Origin of the sequence: Mesorhizobium shangrilense (genome assembly GCF_028826155.1) — a bacterium.
Lineage (GTDB): Bacteria > Pseudomonadota > Alphaproteobacteria > Rhizobiales > Rhizobiaceae > Arvimicrobium > Arvimicrobium flavum.
The window spans coordinates 3920458-3944354 of record NZ_JAQGPN010000001.1 but is presented as its reverse complement, the minus strand read 5'-3'; the positions used below and the strand labels follow the sequence as shown (position 1 = coordinate 3944354).

Genomic DNA, 23897 nt, shown 5'->3' with positions numbered 1-23897 from the left:
GAATTGCGGGGGCAGGTTGGCGAGAAAAAAATTCTTGTGGGGGACGGAAAAGGTGAACATCAAGCCAGTGGCGGACGCCAAGCCCAACACATTCGCCTTCGAGACGAGCGCGCTGGTGAACCCTACCGGCTTCCGCGAGTACGATGCGCGCTGGTGGTTCGGCCATCCGGGATCGAACAAGGCTCCGGAGCTCAACCTGCTCGGCGTGCAGGCGCTGGGCATGGGGCTGGCGACCCTGATCAGGCGTCTCGGCGTCGGGCCGGATATCGTCATCGGCCACGACTTCCGCAGCTATTCCATGGGAATCAAGCTGGCGCTGGCCTCCGGCCTGCAGACCGGCGGAGCGCGCGTGAAGGATATCGGGCTGGCTCTGTCGCCGATGGCCTATTTCGCGCAGTTCGCGCTCGACACGCCTTCCGTGGCCATGGTCACGGCATCGCACAACGAAAATGGCTGGACCGGCGTCAAGATGGGCGCGCAACGGCCGCTGACCTTCGGGCCGGACGAGATGAGCGCGCTGAAGGAGATCGTCCTTTCCGGCGACTTCGACCTCACGGGCGGCGGTTCTTACGAGCAAGTTGCGGATTTCCGTAGCGTCTATCTGGACGATCTCACCAGGGGCAAGAAGTTGACGCGCAAGCTGCGCGTGGTCGCGGCCTGCGGCAACGGCACAGCAGGCGCGTTCGCGCCGGAGGCGCTGGAGCGGGTCGGTTGCGAGGTGATTCCGCTCGACGTCGACCTGGACCACACGTTTCCGCGCTACAATCCCAATCCGGAGGACATGGAGATGCTCCATGCAATCCGCGACAAGGTGCTTGAGACTGGCGCCGACGTCGGTCTCGGCTTCGATGGCGACGGCGACCGCTGCGGCGTAGTGGACAACGAGGGCAACGAGATCTTCGCCGACAAGGTGGGCGTCATGCTAGCCCGCGATATCTCGGCGCTGCATCCGGGCGCGAAGTTCGTGGTGGACGTGAAATCCACGGGCCTCTTCAAGACCGACGAGGTGCTGAAGCGCCAGGGGGCCGCCACCGACTACTGGAAGACCGGGCATTCCTACATCAAGCGCCGGGTCTCCGAACTCAGGGCCATCGCCGGTTTCGAGAAGTCGGGCCACTTCTTCTTCAACCCGCCGATCGGACGCGGCTATGACGACGGCCTCATCACGGCGATCGCCGTCTGCGAGATGCTCGACCGCAACCCGCAGAAGTCGATGGCCGACCTCTACCGCGACCTGCCGCTGACCTTCGGCACGCCGACCATGTCGCCGCACTGCGGGGACACGGTGAAGTACGACGTGGTCGAGCGCGTCGTCGCGGACTTCACTGCGATGAAGGCCGCTGACGAGATCTTCGCCGGGCAGAAGATCGTGGACCTGATCACCGTCAACGGGGTGCGCGTGGTCGCCGAAGACGGGACATGGGGCCTGGTGCGGGCTTCGTCGAACAAGCCCGAGCTCGTCGTCGTGGTGGAAAGCCCGGTTTCATCGGAGCGTCGGCGCGAGATGTTCGAGGCGGTGGATGCCGTGCTACGCAAGAGCCCGGAAGTGGGCGACTATAACCAGACATTCTAGGTAGACCCCAATGAGCGAACGGATCGTCAGTTTCGTCATGAGCGGCGGGGTCGGCTCGCGGCTTTGGCCACTTTCACGCGAGGACAACCCGAAGCAGTTCCACGATCTGGCCGGCGACGGCTCGATGCTCGTGAAGACCCTGCGCCGCATGGCCGGACGCCGCACGGGCGAGACGCCGGTCTACCTCATCGCTTCCGAACGTCACGCCGACCGCGTGCGGTCGGATGTGGCCAACATCGACTTCGCCGGAGGCGGCGCGATCTTCGAGCCGGTGGGGCGCAACACGGCGGCGGCAGTCGCCATCGCAACGCTGCAGACGTTGCGGAAATTCGGCGATTCCCTTGTGCTCGTCGTGCCCTCCGACCACGAGATCACGACCGTGGACGAGTTCTGGAGCACTGTCGAGCGCGGCGTACCGGCGGCTCGCGACGGGCGGCTTGTCGTGTTCGGCATCAGCCCCAGCCAACCGGAAACCGGCTACGGCTATATCGAGGCCGACTCGGCTGCCGTCGCCGATGTCAGCGACGTGCGCCGTTTCGTGGAGAAGCCGGACCTTGAGACCGCGCAAGCCTATGTGGACGCAGGTAATTTCTACTGGAACGCCGGCATCTTCCTGTTCAGCGCGAATGCGATGCGTGAGGCATTCCTGAGGTTCGAGCCGGCGATCTGGCGCGCGGCGGAGGCGGCCCACGATGCCGCCACCGAGGACCTTTCGGGCGTCTACATGCCGCTGGACCTCTACGAAGCGATTCCCTCGAACTCCATCGACTATGCCGTGATGGAGCGCGCCGAGGGAATCGCCATGGTGCCGGCGACGTTCCGCTGGAGCGATCTCGGCTCCTGGCAGTCGCTGCTCGACGTCAGCCCTTCGGACGACAAGGGCAACGTGATTGTTGGCGACGTGGTCGCCATCGATTGCGAAAATTCCTACATCCGCAGCGAGGGCAGGCTGCTCTCGGCCATCGGTCTCAAGGACATGGCCATCGTGTCCACCAGCGACGCGACATTCGTGGCGCCGGTCGACCGCAGCCAGAACGTCAAGAAGATCGTCGAGCAGCTCGAGAAAAGCGGCCGGCTGGAGACGAAGTTCACGCCGTCCGACGACCGCGTGCTGGTGCCAGGAGCTTGGCGCAAGCGGGTCCATCACTGGCTCTTCGACGAGACGCTGCCACTGTGGTCGGTTGCGGGCGTCGATCGGCAGAACGGCGGTTTCTTCGAAGCTCTCGATTTCCACGGAAAGCCGATCCACAAGCCGAAGCGCATGCGTACGACGGCGCGCCAGATCTATGCCTTCGCGGTTGCGAAGGAGCGCGGCTGGTCCGGTCCCGCCGCGGAGTTGATCCAGCACGGCATCGATTTCATGGTGCGCACGGGTCGCACCGAGAGGGGAGGCTGGGTGCGCGCACTCAACGTCGACGGCTCGGTGGCCGATCCGGTGGAGGACGCCTATGATCATTCCTGCGTTCTGCTCGCGCTGGCCCATGCCCATATCAGCGGCAATGGGGACGCTCTGACACTTGGACAGGAAACCTTCGCGTTCCTCGACGAGCACCTGGAGGACCACCGGCTTACCGGCTTCCTGGAGACTGCGGACGGAGAAGGGGTGCGGCGGTCGAACCCCCACATGCATCTGCTCGAGGCGTTCCTTGCGTGGCACGCGGCGACCGGAGACCGTAGCTATCTGCGCCGCGCCGCCCGCATCATCGATCTTTTCCGCTCAAGCTTCTTCGATCCCGACACCTGGACGCTGGGCGAATTCTTCGACGACAACTGGAAGCCCGCACCGGGCGAGGCGGGCCAGTGGACGGAGCCCGGGCACCACTTCGAGTGGGCCTCGCTGCTCGTCGACTTCGCTCGCGCCAGCGGCCAGACGGACATGCTCGCATTCGCCCGAAAGCTCTATGCGTCCGCGGTCGCCAACGGCCTCAACCGCGCGACCGGCCTGGCCTACGGAGCGGTGACCCGCCAGGGCCTGCCGCTCGACCGGATGTCGCGCAGCTGGCCGCAGACCGAGGCGATCAAGGCGGCCACTGCACTGGACGGCACCGGCGGGCCGGACCTCGGGCCGGAGATCGAGGCGCGGGTGGGGCGACTGTTCCGTTGGCACATCGATCCGGCGCCGATGGGGCTTTGGATCGACCAGATCGACGAGCGCGGGCGCAGCCAGGCGCGCGAGGTGCCGGCCAGCATCTTCTACCATCTGGTCTGCGCGCTGACGCAGTATCTGGATGCGACGGAGCCGGTGGACGCGAAGGGGCGTGTCTGACGCCAGGCGCTCACGATTTCTCGCATCTGGCTCGCGGACAATCTTTGGCTGCTCCCCAAGATGCCAAAATCGCATTCTCCCCCACAAGGGTGGAGAAGGCGGCTGCGCAGATTGCCGTCGCGGAGAGCCTCAGTACGGGCTCTCGACGTCTCCGGTCTCGACATAGACCGACTTCACCTGCGAGTAATGCCCGAGCGCGGCGAGTGCGTTCTCCCGGCCGATTCCAGATTGCTTGTAGCCGCCGAAGGGTAGCTCGACCGGCGTCAGGTTGTAGGCGTTGATCCAGCAGGTGCCGGCCTGCATTTCGCGTACGACACGATGGGCGCGGGGGAGGTCACGGGTGAAGACGCCGGCGGCGAGCCCGAATTCGGTGCCGTTGGCGCGGGCGATAACCTCGTCTTCCTCGTCGAAGGAGAGCACGCTCATCACCGGCCCAAAAATCTCCTCGCGCGCGATCGTCATGGTGTCGGTGACGCCGGAGAAGACAGTGGGTTCGACGAAGAAACCGCCTTCAAAACCCTGCAGCGAGGGAACGTTGCCGCCGCAGACGAGCGTGGCGCCCTCGGATTTGCCGGTTTCGATGTAGGCGAGCACCTTCTCGTGCTGGGCTTTGCTGATCAGCGGACCCATCTGCGTTTCCGGATCGAACGGGTCGCCAATCCGGATGTTCTTGGTACGCGCCGCCAGTCTTTCCAGAAAACGGTCGTGAAGCCCCCGCTGCACGAAGACGCGCGTTCCGTTGGAGCAGACCTGGCCGGAGGAATAGAAATTGCCGAGCATGGCGCCGCCGATGGCGTTTTCGAGATCGGCGTCGTCGAAGACGATCAGCGGCGACTTGCCCCCCAATTCCATCGTCGCGTGCTTCATCTGCGAGCCGGCGAGGCCCAGCACCTTTCGCCCGGTAGGCACCGAGCCGGTCACGGACACCTTTGCGGTGAGTGGATGCGAGACGAGGGCCGAGCCGACATCGCCATAGCCTTGCACGACATTGAAGAGGCCGTCCGGAAGGCCGGCCTCCGAGTAGACCTCGGCCAGCGCCAGCGCGGAAAGAGGCGTGTTCTCCGACGGCTTGAACACCATGGCGTTGCCCATGGCGAGCGCCGGGGCCGACTTCCAGCCTGCGACCTGGATCGGATAGTTCCAGGCGCCGATGCCGACGCAGACGCCGAGCGGCTCGCGGCGCGTGTAGCCGAATGGCCCACCGAGATCGACCATCTCGCCATTGTAGACGGCGATCGCGCCGGCGAAGAATTCAAGCGCATCGGCAGCAGATGCGGCGTCCGCAACGGTCGTCTCCTGAATGGGCTTGCCCGTGTCGAGCGTCTCCAGCTGCGACAACTCGTCGTTGCGTGCGCGCAAGATGTCGGCCGCGCGGCGCAGGATGCGGCCCCGCTCGACCGGTTTCAGCCGCGCCCAGGCCGGCTGTGCGGCGCGCGCCGCCTCCATCGCAAGTTCGACGACGTTGGGCGTTGCGGCGCGCAGCAGCGCGATGGGCTCGCCGGTGGCGGGATGGATGCTGGCCAGCTCTGCGCCCTGGGCGTCGTCCAGGTAGCTGCCATTGACGTAGTGCGAGGCTTTGGGCTGGGCGCGCATGGGGCCATGCTCCTTAGGATTCGGTCAGACTGCGCTTTATCATGCTCAACGATCGCTTTCGCGCCAGCGCGGATTGATCCATGGCTCGAGGTTCGAGCGGGGCAGTGGGGTACGGCCGAGAATGTGGTCGGCCGCCTTCTCGCCGGTCATGATCGAGGGTGCGTTCAGATTGCCGTTGGTGATGCGCGGGAAGATGGAGGAGTCGGCGACGCGCAAGCCTTCGACGCCTATGACGCGACACTCGGGATCGACCACGGCGAGCGGATCGTCGGCGCGTCCCATCCGGCAGCTGCCGCACGGATGATAGGCGCTTTCCACATGGGCGCGGATGAAATCGTCAAGCTCGGCGTCCGACTGCACGTGTCCGCCGGGGGAGATTTCCCGCCCGCGGAACTCGTCGAAGGCCGGCTGGCTGAAGATCTCGCGCGTGATGCGGATGCAGTGGCGAAAGTCCGACCAGTCGTCGGGGTGGGACATGTAGTTGAAGCGGATCGCCGGCGCGTCCCAGGCGTCGGGCGAGCGCAACGCGACGGTGCCGCGCGACTTCGACCGCATCGGGCCGACATGCGCCTGGAAGCCGTGCGACTTCGCCGCCGCCTTGCCATCGTAGCGCACCGCGGCGGGGATGAAATGGTACTGGATGTCGGGATAGGGAACCCCCGCGGCCGAGCGCACGAACGCGGCGGCCTCGAAGTGGTTGGTGGCGCCGAGCCCGCTCTTGAAGAACAGCCAGCGGGCGCCGATCAGCGCCTTGGAGAAGGGGTTGAGCACCGAGTGCAGGGTGATGGGCTTCACCGATTCCTGCTGGATGTAGAGCTCGAGATGGTCCTGCAGGTTGCGTCCGACACCTGGCCGGTCGGCGACGACATCGATCCCGAGCGCGGCGAGCTCGGCGGCAGGCCCGATGCCCGAGAGTAGGAGAATCTTGGGCGAGTTGATCGCGGAGGCGGCGACGATCACTTCACGTCTTGCCTTAACGACCTGAATCTTTTTGCGAGCTTCGATCTCGACGCCCACCGCACGTTGATTCTCGATCATCACTTTTCGTGCGAAGGCACTGACAACGCGTACGTTTCTTCGCCTGAGCGCCGGCCGCAGATAGGCGTTGGCGACGGACCACCTGCGGCCCCGGTGGATGGTCTGCTCCATCGGGCCGAAGCCTTCCTGTTTGGCCCCGTTGTAGTCTGCCGTGGTCTCGAAGCCGGCCTGACGGCCAGCCTCGATGAAGACGTCGTAGAGCGGGTTGGCGCGCTGGCCGCGCTGGACGTAGAGCGGGCCATCCGTACCGCGCCAGCCGCCTTCCGGATCCTGCGTGTTCTCCATGCGCCTGAAGTAGGGAAGCACGTCGGCGAAGCCCCAGCCTGCCGCGCCCTGATCCTCCCAGTGGTCGAAGTCGCAGGCGTGTCCGCGCACGTAGACCATGCCGTTGATCGAGGACGAGCCGCCGAGCACCTTGCCCCGCGGAGTGGCCAGCTTTCGGCCGCCGAGATGGGGCTCCGGCTCGCTGGAGAATCCCCAGTCGTAAAGGCGCATGTTCATCGGAATCGACAGTGCGGACGGCATCTGGATCAACGGCCCGTAGTCGGTGCCGCCGTGTTCGATGACGATGACGGAGTGCTTGCCGTCTTCGGACAGGCGATAGGCCATGGCCGAGCCGGCGGAGCCTGAGCCGATGATGACGAAGTCGGCTTCAAGCATGGCGGCGGCCGGGCGAACACGCGAGCGGGAGACGCCTCGCCCGGACGCGTTGCGTTACAAGAACGTAGTCAGGGATCATTTCTCGCGCAGGCTTTCGTAGGAAACCATGGCGTGCGTGGCATAGGCGGGACGCGCCGTGAGGCGGTCGTAGTAGGCCCGCAGATGCGGCGCGTCGGCGCGGTCGAAGTCGAGCGTGAAATAGCGGTAGAGCAGGGTGCCGACGATGATGTCGGCGAAGCAGATGTCGCTGCCGCCAAGGTAGTCGCCTTCAGCGAGGCGGGCGTCCAGCATGATGGCAAGCGTCTTGACGCGTTTTTCGGCGGCCGCGAACGCGGCGTGGTCGCGCTTGTCGGCCGGCTTGAGCAATGTCCAGAAGATCGTGGGCAGGAAGGCGGGGCCGAATGTCGTCTTGATCCACTCGGCCCACTTGTCGACATCGGCGCGGGCTGCGGGCGAAGAAGGCCAGAACTGCTCGTCCCCATACGTCGCGCCCAGATAGCGGACGATTGCCGCGCTCTCCCACAGGATCGGCCCTTCACCGTCGCGGAACACCGGGACGAGGCCGTTGGGATTCATTGCCCTATATTCCGGCGTGTCGTTGCCGCCGAACGCGCCGCCCACATCGAGCCGCTTGTGCTCCAGCCGGAGTTCGCCGATGGCCCACATGACCATCTGCACGTTAGACGATGTGGCCCGTCCCCAGACAGTGATCATCGTTCATCTCCCCCGCTTTGCCGATAAGTTGCTGTTTCCTCGTCGTTCGCCGGCCGTTCTCGCCGCAGCTTCGTGTCGACGTAGTCCTCGATGAGCGCGGCCGCACTCGCTGGATTTGGCAGCCCGTCGCGGAGCGCGCGCCGGATGTAGAGTCCGTCGATCATGGCGGCGATCGACTCCGCGGTGGGCTCGGCCTGCGCGCGTGGCATCAGGGACGAGAGACCGCTCATGAGATTGGAGTGCAGCCGGCGGGCGTAGACGCGAAGCAGGCGGCGCAGCGGCGGCGATTTCTGCGCCTCCACATAGAAGGCCAGCCAGGCCTGGATGGTTTCCTGGCGGAACTGGTTGGCGGAGAAGTTCACGCTGATGACCGCCGAGATCCGCCCGCGCGGCGTCGTCGCGTTCCTGAGCGCCTTCAGGAAGTCCAGGCCAAGATCGGCGAGCAGCTGCCGCATCGTCGCCTGGAGGAGATCCTCCTTCGCGCCGAAGTAATGGTGGGCAAGCGCCGAGGATACACCGGCGCGGCTGGCGATGTCCGACATGGTGACGTCGAGTGACCCACGGGCGCCGATCGCTTCAATGGCGGCCTCGATCAGGGCGCGCCGGCGAACCGGCTGCATTCCAAGCTTTGGCATGACGATCCTCCTCGTCACCTATATTTTTTATTGACTGATCAATCAAGAACCGCGTTTGGCCTGCGTTGTCGGCGGAATGTTTTTGTTCATTCTTGAACAGAAAGGGGCTATGCTATACTGGTCGCAGCCGCGCATTGGGTGGAAGGAGATTACCATGACCGCATGCATCGTGGGGTGGGCGCATTCGCGCTTTGGCAAGCTTGAAGGCGAGACGCTTGAAAGCATGATCACGAAAGTCGCGATCGATGCCCTGGAGCATGCGGGCATCGGTCCGGACGATGTGGACGAGATCGTGCTCGGCCACTTCAATGCAGGATTCTCGGCCCAGGACTTCACGGCCAGCCTCGTGCTGCAGGCGGACGACCGCTTCCGTTTCAAGCCGGCGACCCGCGTCGAGAACGCCTGCGCCACCGGTTCGGCAGCAGTGCGCCAGGGCATCCGCGCCATCGATGCGCGCGCTGCCCGCGTTGTCCTGGTCGTGGGCGCCGAGCAGATGACCACCACGCCGGGGCCGGAGATCGGCAAGAACCTCCTGCGCGCGTCCTATCTGCCGGAGGAGGGCGACACGCCGGCCGGATTCGCCGGCGTCTTCGGCAAGATCGCGCACGGCTATTTCCAGCGCTACGGCGACCAGTCCGATGCGCTCGCCATGATCGCGGCGAAGAACCACAAGAACGGCGTCGACAATCCATACGCCCAGATGCGCAAGGATTTCGGCTTCGATTTCTGCCGCCAGGAAAGCGAGAAAAACCCATTTGTCGCCGGTCCGCTGAAGCGCACCGATTGCTCGCTGGTTTCGGACGGCGCGGCGGCAATCGTGCTGGCCGACGTGGGCACGGCGCTGTCGATGAAGCGAGCGGTGGCCTTCCGCGCCAACGAGCACGTGCAGGACTTCCTGCCGATGTCGAAGCGCGACATCCTTCTGTTCGAGGGCTGCGAGCAGGCATGGACGCGCGCGCTGAAGAACGCCGGCGTGACCTTAGACGACCTCTCCTTCGTCGAAACCCACGACTGCTTCACCATCGCCGAACTGATCGAATACGAGGCGATGGGGCTGGCCAAGCCCGGCGAGGGTGCGAAGATCGCGATGGAGGGACAGACCGCAAAGGGCGGCCGGCTGCCGGTCAACCCCTCGGGCGGTCTCAAGGCCAAGGGCCATCCGATCGGCGCCACCGGCGTTTCCATGCACGCTCTGACTGCCATGCAGCTGACCGGCGAAGCCGGCGGGATCCAGGTCGAGGGCGCCAAGCTCGGCGGCATCTTCAACATGGGCGGCGCTGCCGTCGCCAACTACGTCTCGATCCTGGAGAGGATCAAGTAAGGCCGCCGGCAGCGGCCTACGTTCTCGAATGTTCCGCGGCGGCCTAGATGGCCGCCGCATTCGTTTTTGTGATGCGCCATACTCTTGCCGCCCGGACCGAATTGAACGACTGAGGGGCTGGCGGTTTGGCAGCAGCAGGGGATTGTCCGATGAAATCCAGGTGGTTTGCGATCTTGGCGGTCTCCGCGGCGTTCGCAGTGACGGCGACGGTTGCCGACGCCACCGACGACACCCCGGCACAGGTCGCTCAGAAATTCTGCGACACCCACCGATCAGGCACGGCCGAGGCCGAATTGGCGACGATGGCGCTCCTCACGCCCTCGTTGAAGGCCGCGATGGACGAGGCGGTCAAGAAGAACGATGTCTGGGAGACGGCCCATCCCGGCGAAAAGCCGCCGCTGGGTGATGGCGTGCCGTTCCAGTCCTACCCGGACGTGGCCAAGGAGTGCGTGGCCGGAAAAGTTTCCGCCGACGGCACGGAAGTCGATATCGAGTACAAGTTCGACGATCCAGAGGCGAACTGGACCGACCGCGTCAAACTGGCTCTCGTTGAAGGCAAGCTGATGGTCGACGACATCCTCTATGGCGTGAACGATTTCCAGGACGGTTTGCGCGAGTCGCTGTCGCATGTCGGCGAGGACGTGGAGATCGAGGAGTAGGCAAGCCCGCCTTCTCCTTAGGCTCTTAATTCCTCAGCCCCTCAGGCTCCCCGGCCAGGACCAGACGATTTTCTTTGCGTTGTCCGCCCTCGCGCGATACGCCTCGGGAAAGTCGGCGGAAGCAGTTGCGGGTGCAGGCATGACGGATCCGGTTCTCGTCGAAGTCACGCGTGGCGGCATGGTCGAGAGCCGGCACCGTGGCGCGGTTGCCGTGTGCGATGCGGACGGCAAGCTTGTGCTTGCGATCGGCGAGATCGAGATGCCGGTCTTTCCCCGATCGGCGGTGAAGGCGATCCAGGCGCTGCCGCTTGTGGAGAGCGGCGCAGCCGACGCGTTGGGCTTCGACGACCGCGAGCTTGCGCTCGCCTGCGCTTCCCACTCCGGCGAGCCAGAACACGCCGAGTTGGCGCGCGGGATGCTCGGCAAGGTCAGTCTGGACAATGCCGCGCTGGAATGCGGCGCGCACTGGCCGAGCGACCAGGACGCCATGGTCACGCTGGCGCGGGATGGGCGAAATCCGCTCGCGCTCCACAACAATTGCTCCGGCAAGCACGCCGGCTTCATCTGCACCTGCTGCCATGCGCAGGTCGATCCCCGCGGCTACATCCGGCCGGATCACTGGCTGCAGGAGAATGTGCGCGTGGCGATGGAAGAGGTCACCGGCGCCCCGCACGGCGAAGCCAACCGCGGCACGGACGGGTGCTCCATCCCGACCTATGCAGTTCCGCTGTCACGGCTGGCGCATGGGTTCGCCAGGATGGCGACGGGCCGGGGCCTCGGCGTCGAGCGGGCCAAGGCTGCACGCCGCCTGCTGGCGGCCTGCATGGCGCACCCTTTCTACACGTCGGGTTCGGGCCGCATGGACACGCGCCTGATGCAGGCGGCGCCAGGGCGCATCTTCGTCAAGACAGGGGCCGAGGGGGTCTATTGCGCCGCGCTGCCGGAACTCGGTCTCGGGATTGCGCTGAAGTGCGACGACGGCGCAGGACGGGCGGCGGAGGTTGCGGTCGCAACGGTGCTCGCGAAGCTGCTTTCAGGCGACGCCGCCCTGGCGGAGCGCCTGCGCCAACTCGCCAGCCCGACGCTCAGCAACTGGAACGGCATCGAGGTCGGGTCGCTCCGCCCGTCGGACGTTTTGATGTGAGCGCAGGAGACAGCAGGTTTTCCGTCCGCGCGGCTCTCGAAGGTCGCGTCTGAACACGGAAATCTCACACTGTCCCCTGCGCCGCCCCCCGGCCTCTTCCCCTCACGACGTCACGCGATTGCGATCGACCGTGAGGTTGCTGTGGCCGGAAGCGCCCTCCAGCGCGAGATCGCCGGTCACAGCCCTTGCCCATTCGTGACCGACGATCGCGCCGTTGGGCGTATCGTCAAAGATGTTGTCGGTGAGGACGGCGGACCCGACGCCCTGCACGACCGACACGGCGATGCCTGTGCCCGAGCCGCGGACGAAGTTCCCCGTCGCGACCACGTTGCGCATGAACGGTCCCCAGCCGATCGACATGCCGTAGCGGGGCGCGCCCTCGATCACGTTTCCGGTGACGGAAGTGTCCGCCTCGGCGCTGATGCCGACGCCGAAGCCGGGGGCATCGGCCGGGTAGGGCCCCGTCACGGAAAGGTTGCGCACGATGTTGCCCGAGCAGGTCGCCATGCGGCCGCCTTCGTTGGAATTGACGATCGAGATGCCGTTGGCGGCCCCGTCGACGATGTTGCCGGCGATGACGGCTCCTTCGAAGGCGAACTCGGCGTAGATCGCCGTCTCGCCCGACCGCAGGCAGGTATTGCCTTGTACCTGCAGGTTGCTGGCGCTGTTGGCGCGGATTGCCGAGAATGCGCAGTCGGTGACCGAGTTTCCGGACACGATGACGCCATTGGCGCGGAAAATGTTGATGCCGTTGCCGAACTGGCCGGTACCGCCGTTGCGGGCGGCGATCCGTTCGATGCGGTTGCCGCTGATGAGGGCGCCGTCGTCGGCCGCCTGCCAGCGATGGACCAGGATGCCGCCATTGGCGCAGTCGCGGATGCTGTTGCCGTCGATCGCGAGCCCGCGGCTTTCGACGGCGTAGATGGCTGCATCGGCAGCCCCGGAGATCGTGGAGCGCTCGATCCGGCCGCTAGTGCGCTCCAGCGCCACGCCGTTTCGCGCCGAGCCCAGGATCTCGCATTCGTCGATCGTGAGGCGGTCGACATTGCGCAGATCGACGAGGCCCTGGGCATGGTCCGCCAGCCAGCGATTGCCACCGTCGATGACCAGGCCCCTGAGTTCGACGCGCTCGGCGCGGTCGGCAAGGAAGAGGTGGCCGTCGCCCCGGTAGACGATGCGGCTGGCTCCAGGCACGCCGGACAGGCGCACCCGCGGGGGAAGGGTGAGGTTGGAGACCACGTAGAGGCCGGCCGGCAGGAAGACGGGCGTGTCGGTGTCGGATGAGCTTTGCAGCATGCGCTCGAACGCGCGGCTCTGGTCGTCGGCCGCGCCCGGACGCACGCCGAACTCCATCGCGTCGATCGATCCGCGCATCGAGGCAAGCTGCATTCCGGGTTGGCGGGGCGCGGCGATTGCAGGCACGGCGAAGCCCAGCGCGGGAACCGCGGCAAGCGAGGCGATCAGTTTGCGTCTGTTCAACATTGGCACATGTTCAAGTCTTGTCTTCCCTTGAGCATGAAGCGTGCCATTCGCCGGGCGGACGCCGCCGAAATCGCTTGTGTAATGCCGGCTAAGGCTTACATTCCCGACATGAGCCGCGCCTTCACGAAGGAAGAAGATACTGACGCCGCCATCGCCGACATCGGCGAACGTCCTGTCAGCCAGCATCGCAATCTGGTCACCGAAGCCGGGCTCGCTACGATAGATGCCGAAGTCGCTCGGCTGCGCGAGGAGTTCGCCAAGGCCGAACGGGAGACCAATCGCGAACGCATCGCGCTCGTCTCACGCGATCTGCGCTATTGGTCGTCCCGCCGCGAGACGGCGGAGGTGTCTGTCCCGGAACGGGACAGCAAGGTCGTCCGTTTTGGCATGACCGTCGAGCTCGAGAACGGGGACGGGAAGCGACAGGTCTGGACGATCGTCGGCGAGGACGAAGCCGACGCGGCAAAGGGCAAGATCTCCCATGTGTCTCCCATGGCTCTCGCACTCTTCGGCAAGGGCGTCGGCGACGTTGCCGCGGTAAACGGGAAGGAGTGGGAGATCGTCGGGCTGAGGGTGTGATGCCTCAGCCGCGGCGCTCCGTGTAATCACGAAAGAAGGATGCGGCCCCGGCTTCGTCGATTTTGCCCCGGGCGACACACATCACGAATTCATAGAGCGTGCCCTGATCAGCAGTGAGCATGTGGCCGTTGATCACGAGGAAGGCGCCGGCGACGACGATGGCCGTCCGCTTTTTTCCGTCCACGAAGGCGTGATTTCGCGCTATGCCGATAACGTAGGCGGCAGCGAGTTCATAGACGTCCGGCTCACCGTACACGGCCTTGTTCTCGGCGCGGGCGAGCGCATGCTCCAAGGCATTTTCGTCCCGAAGGCCGGCCGCGCCTCCATGACGGCGCACCTGCCCCACGTGCATCGCCTCGACCGTGCGGCGGGACAGAAACTCCCAGCTCATTCCGCGAGCTTCTGAAGAGCGACCTTATACGTGTCCATTACCTTCCGGGCGGCCTCCATCTGCCGCTCGAAATCGTCGTCCACCGGCTCAAGAGCGATGCCCTTGCCGGTGTCGACCACCTGCAGTTGGTCGCCCGCCTTTACATTCATCCGCTCCAGCACGTCCTTCGGTAGGATGACGCCCTCGGAATTCCCGATCTTGCGCACGGTGACGTTCATGGCTGCTCTCCGGCATGTTATAACTTTCCGTATAACATGTTGACGACCCGGCAGCAATCTTTGTTATTACGTGCGTTGTAACAAGCCCTCCAGTAACCGCTCTGCCGCCTCCGGGATGACGGTTCCGGGCGGAAATATCTCCGCCGCGCCGGCCGCCCTCACCGCGTCGAAGTCATCGGGCGGGATGACGCCCCCGGCGACGATCAAGATGTCCTCGCGGCCGTGCTTGTCCAGCGCCTCCCTCAGTTCCGGGATCAGCGTCAGGTGGCCGGCCGCCAGCGACGAGGCGCCGACGACGTGGACCCCGTGGTCCAGCGCGAGCCTGGCGACCTCCTCGGGCGTCTGGAACATGGCGCCGACGATCACGTCGAAGCCGAGATCGGCGAATGCGGTCGCGATCACCTTCTGGCCGCGATCATGCCCGTCCTGGCCCATCTTGGCGACGAGGATGCACGGCTTCGCGCCCGTCTTCTTGCGGAACAGCTCGACCTTCTCTTGCACCCCCTCGACGGTCGGGTTCTCGCCCAGTGCCTTGCGATAGACGCCCGAGATGGTCCGAACGGAGGCCACGTGTCGCCCGAAGGCCTTCTCCAGCGCCAGCGAAATCTCGCCGACCGTTGCATTGGCGCGGGCGGCGCGGACAGCGAATTCGAGCAGGTTGCCTTTGCCCTCGGCCGCCTTGTGCAGGGCGTCGAGCGCGCTTTCGACAGCGCCGACGTCGCGCGTGCCCTTGAGCTGCTGGAGCTTCGACAGTTGCCGGGCGCGCACGGTGGCGTTGTCGACCTTCAGCACGTCCACCTCGATATCTCGTTCCGGCTTGTAGCCGTTGACGCCGACGAGCACCTGTTCGCCGGAATCGATGCGGGCCTGGGTGCGGGCGGCAGCCTCCTCGATGTGCATCTTCGGAATGCCCTTCTCGATCGCTGCAGCCATGCCGCCGAGGCCCTCGACCTCCTCGATGTGCTGCATCGCGCGGGCCGCGAGGTCGTGGGTGAGCCGCTCGACGAAGGCGGAACCGCCCCAGGGGTCGATCACCCGCGTCGTGCCGGATTCTTTCTGCAGGATAAGCTGGGTGTTGCGGGCGATGCGCGCCGAGTGGTCGGTGGGCAGCGCCAGCGCCTCGTCGAAGGCGTTGGTGTGCAGCGACTGCGTATGGCCCTGCGTCGCCGCCATCGCCTCGATCATGGTGCGCACGATATTGTTGTAGGGGTCCTGCGCGGTCAGCGACCAGCCGGACGTCTGCGTGTGGGCGCGCAACGCGAGCGAGCGGGGATCCTTGGGCTGAAAATTCTTCTGCATAAGCTGCGCCCAGATCATGCGGGCCGCCCGCTGTTTCGCCACCTCCATGAAAAAATTCATCCCGGCGTTCCAGAAGAAGGAGAGACGCGGGGCGAATTTGTCGATGTCGAGCCCGGCGGCCACGCCGGCGCGGGCATACTCGATGCCGTCGGCGATGGTGTAGGCGAGCTCCAGGTCGACGGTCGCACCCGCTTCCTGGATATGATAGCCGGAGATCGAAATGGAGTTGAACTTCGGCATGTGCTTCGCCGTGTAGGCGATGATGTCCGACACGATCCGCATCGAGGGTTTCGGCGGATAGATGTAGGTGTTGCGGACCATGAACTCCTTGAGGATGTCGTTCTGGATCGTCCCAGCGAGATCTTTCTGCGCGACGCCCTGCTCCTCGCCCGCGACGATGTAGAGCGCCATGATGGGCAGAACGGCGCCGTTCATGGTCATCGACACGGTCATCTGGTCCAGCGGGATGCCGTCGAAGAGCTGGCGCATGTCGAGGATGGAATCGATCGCGACGCCTGCCATGCCGACGTCGCCCGCCACGCGCGGGTGGTCGCTGTCATAGCCGCGGTGCGTGGCGAGGTCGAAGGCGATCGAAAGGCCCTTCTGCCCCGCCGCGAGATTGCGGCGATAGAAGGCGTTGGATTCCTCCGCCGTCGAGAAGCCGGCATACTGACGGATCGTCCAGGGCTGCTGGACGTACATGGTCGGATAGGGGCCGCGGATGTAGGGCGCCAGACCCGGCCAGGTATCGAGGTAGGGCAGCCCGCGCAAGTCGGCGTCGCCATAGGCCTGCCGGACGGCGATGCCCTCCGGCGTCTGCCAAGCCGCTCGGTTCAGCGCGCGCGGCACGGAAGCGGGCGTCGACCAGGCGATCTTCGTGAAATCCGGCGTCACGGTTGGGCTCCGACCAGTTCGTCGAGACGGACCGGCAGCAAGGGCTCGCATGTCACGGCAGTCTCCACGGCGACCGATCTGCGCTTGGCCGACAATGTCGGCGCGAGGCGCTCCTTCTTCAATGCAAAGACGGTCGTGCCCACGATTGCGCGCCCGTCCGAGCCAAAGGCGGCGGCGCGCGCCTGGCGGGCCTGGACGACACGCTTCTGGATGCGGCCCTCGGTCAGGCTCTTCAGAACGCCGCCTTCGGCCTCGATTGCCTGGAACTCCTTCCATGCGGCCCCGCACAGGCTTTCGGTGAGGGCTTCAACCGCTCCCGAACCGGCAGCGGGATCGGCGACGAAGCCGACATGGCTTTCGTCCGCCATCACGATCTGTGTGTTGCGTGCGATCCGTCGCGCAAACCCGTCGGGCAATCCCTTGGCGATGGTGTGCGGCAGGATCGAGATGGTGTCCGCGCCGCCGGTGGCCGCGGCGAAGGCGGCGATGGTGGTGCGCAGGATGTTGGTTTCGGGATCGCGCGCCGTCATCATCCGGTAGGAGGTCTCGGCGTGAACCGCGGCCACGGTCGGCTCCAACCCGCAGCTTTCCTGCACTTTTGTCCAGAGCCTCCTCAACGCCCGGATCTTGGCCATGGACAGGAACTGGTCCTGATCTACGGCGAGCGAGAAGCCGATGTGCGGGACGGCATAGACGAGCGGCTGGCGCGCCTCGGAGAACATCCGCAGGTAGAGGACCGCGGACGCGATCATCACGCCGAGTTCCTGCGCCTCGGTTGCGCCGGCACTGTGGTAGACGCGTCCGTCCGCCTCCAGGAGAATGCCGGGTGCGCCGAGCGCGAAGAAGTGTCCGAGCGACTGGGGCATCGAGGCCTGCAGCGCCTCGATGGACATGCGCAGGCCGCCGGTGCCGGCGAATATGGCGGCCGGGTCGATGCCGAAGGACAGGCTGAGCTTTTCCATGTCGGCGCGCTTGCGGCCGAGCAGCGCGACGAGCATCTCGGCAGTGGTGCGGCTGTGCGGGTGCGCGTCGATGCGCAGGTGGACGCGGCCGGGCGGTATGTCGCCCAGCACCGTGTCCAGCGCCTTGGGCGTTGCAGGCAGCCCGAAGCCGAACGCATTGGGCGCACCCTCAAACACCAGGGCGAGGCCGGTCGCGCCCTGTTCGACGTCGTCGCGGACCTGCGCCCGGGCGCGCTCCACATCGGGGTCATCGACGCGCTGCACGATCGTCCAGCGTGACGACTGGTGCGAGGTGGCAATCGGCGTTGCGACGACGCGCTCGGAGATGGCGGAGACGGGGATACCGTCATCCGTGTGCGACGTCAGTGCCTCTTCGACGGAGGCTCCGCGCAGTGCCTTCTCGGCGAGCGCAGCCCACTGGTCGCGCTTGAAAGGCGGAAACTCCGGTCCGCCGCTTTCCGGACCGACATCCATGACTCCTCCTCACACTCGGATACGCGCTGAACACACTACGTGATGAGTGTAGGATGACCAAACGGATGCCGCAACGACAATGGCTGCGAAGGAGGCATTGTCGGGTCTCTGTGGCGTCGACTATACAAGTCGCTCGCACCGCGACGCACAGATCAGCGAGAGGGCCGCATGGCGCAGGACAACAGCATCTTCATCGGCGCCAGCCGCAAGCCGGACGACAGCTACCAGCAGCCTGAGGACCTCTTGCTGAAGTACGGCAATCGTCACGGACTTGTGACCGGGGCGACCGGCACCGGCAAGACCGTGACGCTGCAGATCCTGGCGGAAGGCTTTTCGAACGCCGGCGTGCCGGTCTTCTGCGCCGACATCAAGGGCGACCTCTCGGGCGTCGCCATGATGGGCACCGCGCAGGATTTCCTGCTCAAGCGCGCCGAGACGATCAAGCTCGAGCCGTACGACTTCCAGGAATTCCCGGTCATCTTCTGGGACCTGTTCGGCAAGCAGGGACATCCGATCCGGGCCACCATCTCCGAGATGGGCCCGCTGCTCCTTTCGCGCCTGATGAACCTTTCCGAGGCGCAGGAAGGCATCATGAACATCGCCTTCCGCATCGCCGACGAGGAGGGGCTGCTGCTCCTCGACCTGAAGGACCTGCAGGCCCTGCTCGCCAACATCGCCGAGCGCGCCGACGAGATCGCAGCCCGCTACGGAAACGTGACCAAGCCATCGGTCGGCGCCATCCAGCGCACGCTGCTTGTGCTCGAGCAGCAGGGGGCGGCGAACTTCTTCGGCGAGCCGGCGCTGAAGATCGCCGACATCATGCGCACCACGCGCGACGGGCGCGGCGCCATTAACGTGCTGGCCGCCGACAAGCTGATGATGAACCCGCGGCTCTACGCGACTTTCCTGCTCTGGCTGATGTCGGAGCTGTTCGAGGAACTGCCGGAGGTCGGCGACCCAGACCGGCCGCGGCTGGTGTTCTTCTTCGACGAGGCGCATCTGCTCTTCAACGACGCGCCGCGCGCGCTGGTGGAGCGGGTCGAGCAGGTCGTCCGGCTGATCCGGTCCAAGGGCGTCGGCGTCTATTTCGTGACGCAGAATCCGCTCGATATTCCCGAAACCGTGCTGGCGCAGCTCGGCAATCGCATCCAGCATGCGCTGCGCGCCTATACGCCGCGCGAGCAGAAGGCGGTGAGGACTGCCGCCGACACGTTCAGGCCGAACCCCGATTTCGATTGCGCGTCCGCGATCACGCAACTCGGCACCGGCGAGGCGCTGGTGTCGACACTGCAGGAGAAGGGCGTGCCGGGCATGGTGCAGCGGACGCTCATCCGCCCGCCGGCATCTCGCCTCGGTCCCATCACCGAGCAGGAGCGGCTGAAGCTGATCAACGAGAGCCCGGTCGCCGGGCAGTACGACCAGACCGTCGATCGCGACTCCGCCTTTGAGATGCTGCAGAAGAGAGCCCAGCAGGCGCAGCAGTCGGAGCGGGGGACCCAGGACCGCGACGTCCGGCAGGGCGGCGACGGTTCACGCTGGACACTGCCCGATTTCGGCAATAGCGGCACGCAGCGCGATGACGGATACGCGCGCACGGGCAACGGCCGGCGGCGCGACGACAGCTACCGTGCACCCCGCAGTTCCGGCCGCCAGACGGTGGCGGAGGCGGCCATCAAGTCGGTGGTGCGCTCGGTCGGTTCGTCGCTCGGCCGCGCCCTGGTGCGTGGGATATTGGGAAGCCTCAAGAAGGGGCTCTGAGGCAGCTGGGCTGCGTCCGCTAAGTATCTGGATTTTGTGCGTTTTCCACTGCCGCGCTAGGATCCCTGGCACGGCAGTGGAAACGCTACCGCGCCCGGGCAGCCGCGACGGCCGCTACGCAGTGAACGACATCCTTCGGGGGGCCGACTAGACGATTTCGCGCGGTGCGGCCTCGAATAGCGGCTTGGCGCGCTCGACGATGGCCCTTGGAAAGCTCTTCAGGGCGGTAGTCTCAAAAGGCAGATGCTGCAGGTATCGCGCGGTGACCTGTGCGACCATTTCGGCCTGTTGCCTATCTCGCCTTCGCTTGGCTGGATTGCGGTCGGGCTGTTCCGAGAGCCACAATTTGTGGACTGCAAAAGCGCGGGGGTCCGGGACCACCAGGCGCAGCGGAAACCCGCGTGCGTCGATGGCCACCGCCTCGAAAGGCTGCGCGCTCTCATGCCATACGAGGCCGCCGATCGGCGACGCTTCGAGGTCGGACTGATCTCCGGATATCGACTTGGCTTCGACAGTCCAAGGCGGATTTCGCTCAGGTTTGATCAGGTCAACGAGATAGCCGCCCGCATTCGCCGCCTGGAAAGTTCTTGACGTTCGCGCAAAGGATTTGTCGACCTTGCGCAGCACGCCGAGCAACGTCCTTTCCTCAACATTTTCGTTCATTGCCAGTCTGATGCGCGCGCGCGCATCGAAGAGCATGTCGATGTCTTCGGTGGTCATCAGTTCGGAGGCGAAATGCACACCCGCAACTGCTTCATAGGCAAAAAGCGCGTTGGTTCCGACGATCTTGATGCCGTGCCCCAACAAGCCGGCTTCGTCCAACGCGCGGACGATCCTGGCCCCAATTTCCGGTACGCGTCCCAGCCGTAGTGCCCTGTTGACCGCGGCCTGTCGCTGGAGCGTCTCTACAGCCGCGCGTCTGCGCTCGGCGGCCTCGGTCTTGCCTTGCGTGAAGGCGTGAAAGGTCTGCTCCGTCGTCGTGTCCCGGCGGCCCAGCGACTTCTGGCGCCGGACGCCAGATCTCGGATCGTAATAGTCGCGCAACAGGTATTCTGTGCCGCTTCGCATAACGAACGACATCGAACCACGATAGCCATTCGCGCGCTTGTTTGCCTCCACGAAGGCGGAGAAACGCTGCGTCGTATTGATCAATTCTCGGCTTTGGTCGCCGTTAAGTTCTTGCAATAACACCATTTCAGCAATTTTCCAAGAAACTGACGGAATTGCTGAAAATCAGAGGATCACCAATCGCATCGTTGCGCAACCCCACTGCCGGCGGGTGCTCAAGATCGACCGTCGCCGCACCAGGAAATGCGGTTGTCCAACAGTACGGAGAAGCGGCCAACTGGTGGAACCGTCTCACTCACGCCCTGCCGAGCAGCACCGATCCGGCCGGCACCCCGGTGTCGATGGGGACGCCCTGGTCCAGTGGGCTGGTGGCGACGGGCGCGCCGACGCCGCTGGTGACGAGGATCGGGGACTGCTGCGGCACTCGGTCGTAGAGGTCGATGATGTCCTGGTTGATCAGGCGCACGCAGCCGGAAGAGACCGACTTGCCGATCGACCACCATTCCGGCGACCCGTGGACGCGATAGAGTGTGTCCTCGTTGCCCTGGAAGATGTAGAGCGCGCGGGCGCCGAGGGGGTTTTCGAGGCCGGGCGGCATGCCGCCGTTGCGGACGCTATACTTTTCCAACTTCGGATCGCGCGCGATCATCTCGTCCGGCGGCGTCCACTTCGGCCACCGTTGCTTCCAGCGGATCTCGGCGCGGCCCGCCCATTCGAAGCCGGCGCGGCCGAGGCCGACGCCGTAGCGGATGGCGTATCCGCCCTCCCGGACGAGGTAGAGGAAATGCTGGGAGGTATCGACCACGATGGTGCCTGGCATCTCGCCGGTCGGATCGTCGACGACTTGTCTCAGGAACTGCGGGTCGATCTTCTCGAACGGCACGGCTGGAATGTCGTAGCCATTATCGGAGACGGGCCCGTACATCATGGCGTAGCTGCCGCCGATCTCCGGCCTGATCGCCTGCGCCACGGGAGGCTGCTGGCGGGTGCTGGTGCAGGCGGCCAGCGTCGCGGATGCGGCGGCGGCTGCCGCACCGGCAAGAAGCCGACGTCGGGAGAGGGCGGGGGAGAGGTGGGCCATGTTATTCGTCAATTCCGTACTCTCTGTCTGCGGTGCGGGGCGTTGCCGGCCCGCATGGTCCTCCCATAAGCGACGCGGCGCATACACGGTTCCATTTCCGGCCTAAGAGTGGGTAAACAAAGGCGAAGGTGTGGCCGACCTGTCTGTGTTGCTGCAACGCAACACAGAGTGCAAGCCTTCCGCTGGAAACTGCTGGAAACGAGACCCCGACTATCCGTCAGGCACTGCCGAGAAGGCCTTCGAGCGACGGCAGGATCAGCGCCGGCGGGAGATCCCGATACTCGTCCGGCTGGTCGCTGCGGTTGATCCAGACGGTGCGGAATCCGAATTTGGTCGCGCCTGCGATGTCCCAGCGGTTCGAGGATTGGAACGATACCGCGTCTGGATAGAGCCGCCAGTTGGTCGCCACGAGGTCGTAGACGGCCGGGTCGGTCTTGAAGCGGCGCACCGTATCGACCGAGAACACGTCGTCGAGCACCTGGTCGAGAGCATTGGTCTGCACCGCAGAGCGCAGCATGTCAGGCGAGCCGTTGGAAAGGATGGCGAGGCGCGCGCCTTCGGCCTTGAGCGCCTTCAGGACGGCGGGAACCTCGGGATAGCAGTCAAGGCGCCAATAGGCGTCGAGGAGCTTCTGTCGCAGCTTCGGATCGACGGACGGCACCTTCTTCAGCGCAAAGTCGAGCGCCTGCTCGGTGAGCTGCCAGAAATCCGCATAGGCGCCCATGAGCGTGCGCGTCCAGGAGTATTCGAGCTGCTTGGCGCGCCAGATGTCCGATAAGAGACTGCCGTCCGGGCCGGCTTCGGCCGCGTGCCGACGGACCGCCGCGTGTACGTCGAACAGCGTTCCATAGGCATCGAAGACGTAGGCAGCGTGGCGCATTCTTCTCTCGTGGGGTGCGAGGTCATTGTCGGCGCATTGGACTGGCGGGGTCAAGCTGCGGAGGGGAGGCACAATGCCGCCGTTTGGTTTGGGCCAGGCGTCGCAGCCACATGCGAGAGGTGCTTGGTGTGTCCCGCCGCCTGCCTGAAGGTTGCCGTTGCGCCAACGATTCTTCCAGGGAGGCGGTTGACGGGCGGGCGTCAAAAGTAGTTTCCATAAGCCCGCGATCGAAGCCTTGTCAGAACGGAAGATCCGATGAGCCTTACCACTCCCGCACAGACGGCAACCTGGACCTATGTCGACGGCGACTGGCATGAGGGCAATGTCGCCATCGTGGGACCGCGCAGCCATGCCATGTGGCTCGGCTCGAGCGTCTTCGACGGCGCCCGCTGGTTCGAAGGCGTGGCGCCCGACCTCGACCGTCACTGCGAGCGCGTCAACAACTCGGCCATCGCGCTCGGCCTCAAGCCGACCATGGCCGCCGACGAGATGGTGGCGCTCACACGGGACGGGTTGAAGAGGTTCGACGGCAAGACGGCGGTCTACATCCGCCCGATGTACTGGGCCGAGCATGGCGGCTACATGGGCGTCCCGGCCGATCCGGCATCGACGAGGTTCTGCCTGTGCCTCTACGAATCGCCGATGCTGCCGCCGACCGGGCTGTCGCTCACGGTTTCGCCGTTCCGGCGGCCGACGCTGGAGACGATGCCGACCAACGCGAAGGCCGGATGCCTCTATCCCAACAATGGCCGCGCCATCGTCGATGCGCGCATGCGCGGCTTCGACAATGCGCTGGTGCTCGACATGCTGGGCAACGTCGCCGAGACGGCGTCGTCGAACATCTTCCTCGTCAAGGACGGACAGGTCTATACGCCTGCCGCGAACGGCACTTTCCTTTCCGGCATCACGCGGGCGCGCACTATCTCGCTGCTCGCGGACTACGGCTTCCGCACGACCGAAAAGACGCTCTGCGTGCGCGATTTCCTCGAGGCTGACGAGATCTTCTCGACGGGCAATCACTCCAAGGTGGTGCCGGTCACCCGGATCGAGGATCGCAACCTGCAGCCCGGTCCTATCGCCAAAAAGGCGCGCGACCTGTACTGGGATTTCGCGCACGCACGCGCGTCGGCCTAGCGGACCGTTGTCCCCTGCTGATCCGCCCCTATGTTAGGGTGGGACCAGCCCCGATTTCTTTTTTTTGAGAAGGA

General features: G+C 65.3%; 20 protein-coding genes. 8 read left to right on the top strand and 12 right to left on the bottom strand.

Annotated elements, in window-relative coordinates; all coding sequences use genetic code 11:
• Nucleotides 1-52: 52 nt before the first annotated feature.
• Together PD284_RS19125 and PD284_RS19120 are read left to right on the top strand one after the other, a co-directional pair.
• Complete coding sequence (locus PD284_RS19125) at nt 53-1573, top strand: phosphomannomutase/phosphoglucomutase (protein WP_274629728.1); 1521 nt, start codon at nt 53-55, stop codon at nt 1571-1573.
• Between the two features lie 10 nt (nt 1574-1583).
• Nucleotides 1584-3839 carry a mannose-1-phosphate guanylyltransferase/mannose-6-phosphate isomerase gene (locus PD284_RS19120; RefSeq protein WP_274629727.1) on the top strand — a complete coding sequence of 752 codons (2256 nt, stop codon included), beginning with the start codon at nt 1584-1586 and terminating at the stop codon, nt 3837-3839.
• A 129-nt stretch (nt 3840-3968) separates the two neighbouring features.
• On the opposite strand, the gene betB is transcribed toward PD284_RS19120, so the two are convergent.
• The 4 genes from betB to betI form a co-directional block, all read right to left on the bottom strand.
• Nucleotides 3969-5432, bottom strand: coding sequence for a betaine-aldehyde dehydrogenase (gene betB / locus PD284_RS19115; protein WP_274629726.1), 1464 nt, complete (start codon nt 5430-5432; stop codon nt 3969-3971).
• Between the two features lie 45 nt (nt 5433-5477).
• Nucleotides 5478-7130 (bottom strand): choline dehydrogenase, encoded by a 1653-nt coding sequence (betA, locus tag PD284_RS19110; RefSeq protein WP_274629725.1) that lies wholly within the window; start codon nt 7128-7130, stop codon nt 5478-5480.
• Nucleotides 7131-7205: 75 nt separating this feature from the next.
• On the bottom strand, nt 7206-7844 hold the full coding sequence (locus PD284_RS19105) for a glutathione S-transferase family protein (protein WP_274629724.1): 639 nt from the start codon (nt 7842-7844) through the stop codon (nt 7206-7208).
• Nucleotides 7841-8479, bottom strand: a complete 639-nt coding sequence (betI, locus tag PD284_RS19100; RefSeq protein WP_274629723.1) for a choline-binding transcriptional repressor BetI — start codon at nt 8477-8479, stop codon at nt 7841-7843. Before betI ends, PD284_RS19105 begins: the two co-directional genes overlap by 4 nt.
• Before the next feature lie 154 nt (nt 8480-8633).
• On the opposite strand from betI, the gene PD284_RS19095 reads away from it, so the two are divergent.
• From PD284_RS19095 to PD284_RS19085, 3 genes are all read left to right on the top strand, one after another.
• A complete protein-coding gene (locus PD284_RS19095) occupies nt 8634-9800 on the top strand; it encodes an acetyl-CoA acetyltransferase (protein WP_274629722.1) in 1167 nt (388 codons plus the stop codon).
• 149 nt (nt 9801-9949) lie between these two features.
• Nucleotides 9950-10459 carry a hypothetical protein gene (locus PD284_RS19090; protein ID WP_274629721.1) on the top strand — a complete coding sequence of 170 codons (510 nt, stop codon included), beginning with the start codon at nt 9950-9952 and terminating at the stop codon, nt 10457-10459.
• Nucleotides 10460-10598: 139 nt separating this feature from the next.
• Nucleotides 10599-11603 (top strand): asparaginase, encoded by a 1005-nt coding sequence (locus tag PD284_RS19085; protein ID WP_274629720.1) that lies wholly within the window; start codon nt 10599-10601, stop codon nt 11601-11603.
• A 102-nt stretch (nt 11604-11705) separates the two neighbouring features.
• On the opposite strand, the gene PD284_RS19080 is transcribed toward PD284_RS19085, so the two are convergent.
• Entirely contained in the window at nt 11706-13085 is a 1380-nt protein-coding gene (locus PD284_RS19080; RefSeq protein WP_274629719.1) for a TIGR03808 family TAT-translocated repetitive protein, read from the bottom strand.
• 108 nt (nt 13086-13193) lie between these two features.
• Between PD284_RS19080 and greA the strand changes: the two genes are divergently transcribed.
• Nucleotides 13194-13664, top strand: a complete 471-nt coding sequence (gene greA / locus PD284_RS19075; RefSeq protein WP_274630701.1) for a transcription elongation factor GreA — start codon at nt 13194-13196, stop codon at nt 13662-13664.
• Between the two features lie 4 nt (nt 13665-13668).
• On the opposite strand, the gene PD284_RS19070 is transcribed toward greA, so the two are convergent.
• The 4 genes from PD284_RS19070 to PD284_RS19055 all read right to left on the bottom strand — a co-directional run bounded on the left by PD284_RS19070 (nt 13669) and on the right by PD284_RS19055 (nt 17902).
• A complete protein-coding gene (locus PD284_RS19070; protein ID WP_274629718.1) occupies nt 13669-14055 on the bottom strand; it encodes a type II toxin-antitoxin system death-on-curing family toxin in 387 nt (128 codons plus the stop codon).
• Complete coding sequence (locus tag PD284_RS19065; RefSeq protein ID WP_274629717.1) at nt 14052-14273, bottom strand: AbrB/MazE/SpoVT family DNA-binding domain-containing protein; 222 nt, start codon at nt 14271-14273, stop codon at nt 14052-14054. Before PD284_RS19065 ends, PD284_RS19070 begins: the two co-directional genes overlap by 4 nt.
• Nucleotides 14274-14339: 66 nt before the next feature.
• A complete protein-coding gene (gene scpA / locus PD284_RS19060; protein WP_274629716.1) occupies nt 14340-16466 on the bottom strand; it encodes a methylmalonyl-CoA mutase in 2127 nt (708 codons plus the stop codon).
• Nucleotides 16463-17902: a methylmalonyl-CoA mutase family protein gene (locus PD284_RS19055; RefSeq protein WP_274629715.1), complete on the bottom strand. Its 1440-nt coding sequence runs from the start codon at nt 17900-17902 to the stop codon at nt 16463-16465. Before PD284_RS19055 ends, scpA begins: the two co-directional genes overlap by 4 nt.
• Nucleotides 17903-18070: 168 nt before the next feature.
• Here PD284_RS19055 and PD284_RS19050 point away from each other — a divergent pair, with 168 nt between their 5' ends.
• Nucleotides 18071-19660, top strand: coding sequence for a helicase HerA-like C-terminal domain-containing protein (locus PD284_RS19050; protein WP_274629714.1), 1590 nt, complete (start codon nt 18071-18073; stop codon nt 19658-19660).
• A 147-nt stretch (nt 19661-19807) separates the two neighbouring features.
• On the opposite strand, the gene PD284_RS19045 is transcribed toward PD284_RS19050, so the two are convergent.
• The 3 genes from PD284_RS19045 to PD284_RS19035 all read right to left on the bottom strand — a co-directional run bounded on the left by PD284_RS19045 (nt 19808) and on the right by PD284_RS19035 (nt 22689).
• Nucleotides 19808-20728: a nucleotidyltransferase domain-containing protein gene (locus PD284_RS19045; RefSeq protein WP_274630700.1), complete on the bottom strand. Its 921-nt coding sequence runs from the start codon at nt 20726-20728 to the stop codon at nt 19808-19810.
• A 295-nt stretch (nt 20729-21023) separates the two neighbouring features.
• Nucleotides 21024-21809, bottom strand: coding sequence for a L,D-transpeptidase (locus tag PD284_RS19040; RefSeq protein WP_274630699.1), 786 nt, complete (start codon nt 21807-21809; stop codon nt 21024-21026).
• A 217-nt stretch (nt 21810-22026) separates the two neighbouring features.
• Complete coding sequence (locus PD284_RS19035) at nt 22027-22689, bottom strand: haloacid dehalogenase type II (RefSeq protein WP_274629713.1); 663 nt, start codon at nt 22687-22689, stop codon at nt 22027-22029.
• A 255-nt stretch (nt 22690-22944) separates the two neighbouring features.
• Between PD284_RS19035 and PD284_RS19030 the strand changes: the two genes are divergently transcribed.
• Nucleotides 22945-23823 carry a branched-chain amino acid aminotransferase gene (locus PD284_RS19030; protein ID WP_274629712.1) on the top strand — a complete coding sequence of 293 codons (879 nt, stop codon included), beginning with the start codon at nt 22945-22947 and terminating at the stop codon, nt 23821-23823.
• The last annotated feature ends 74 nt before the right edge of the window (nt 23824-23897 follow it).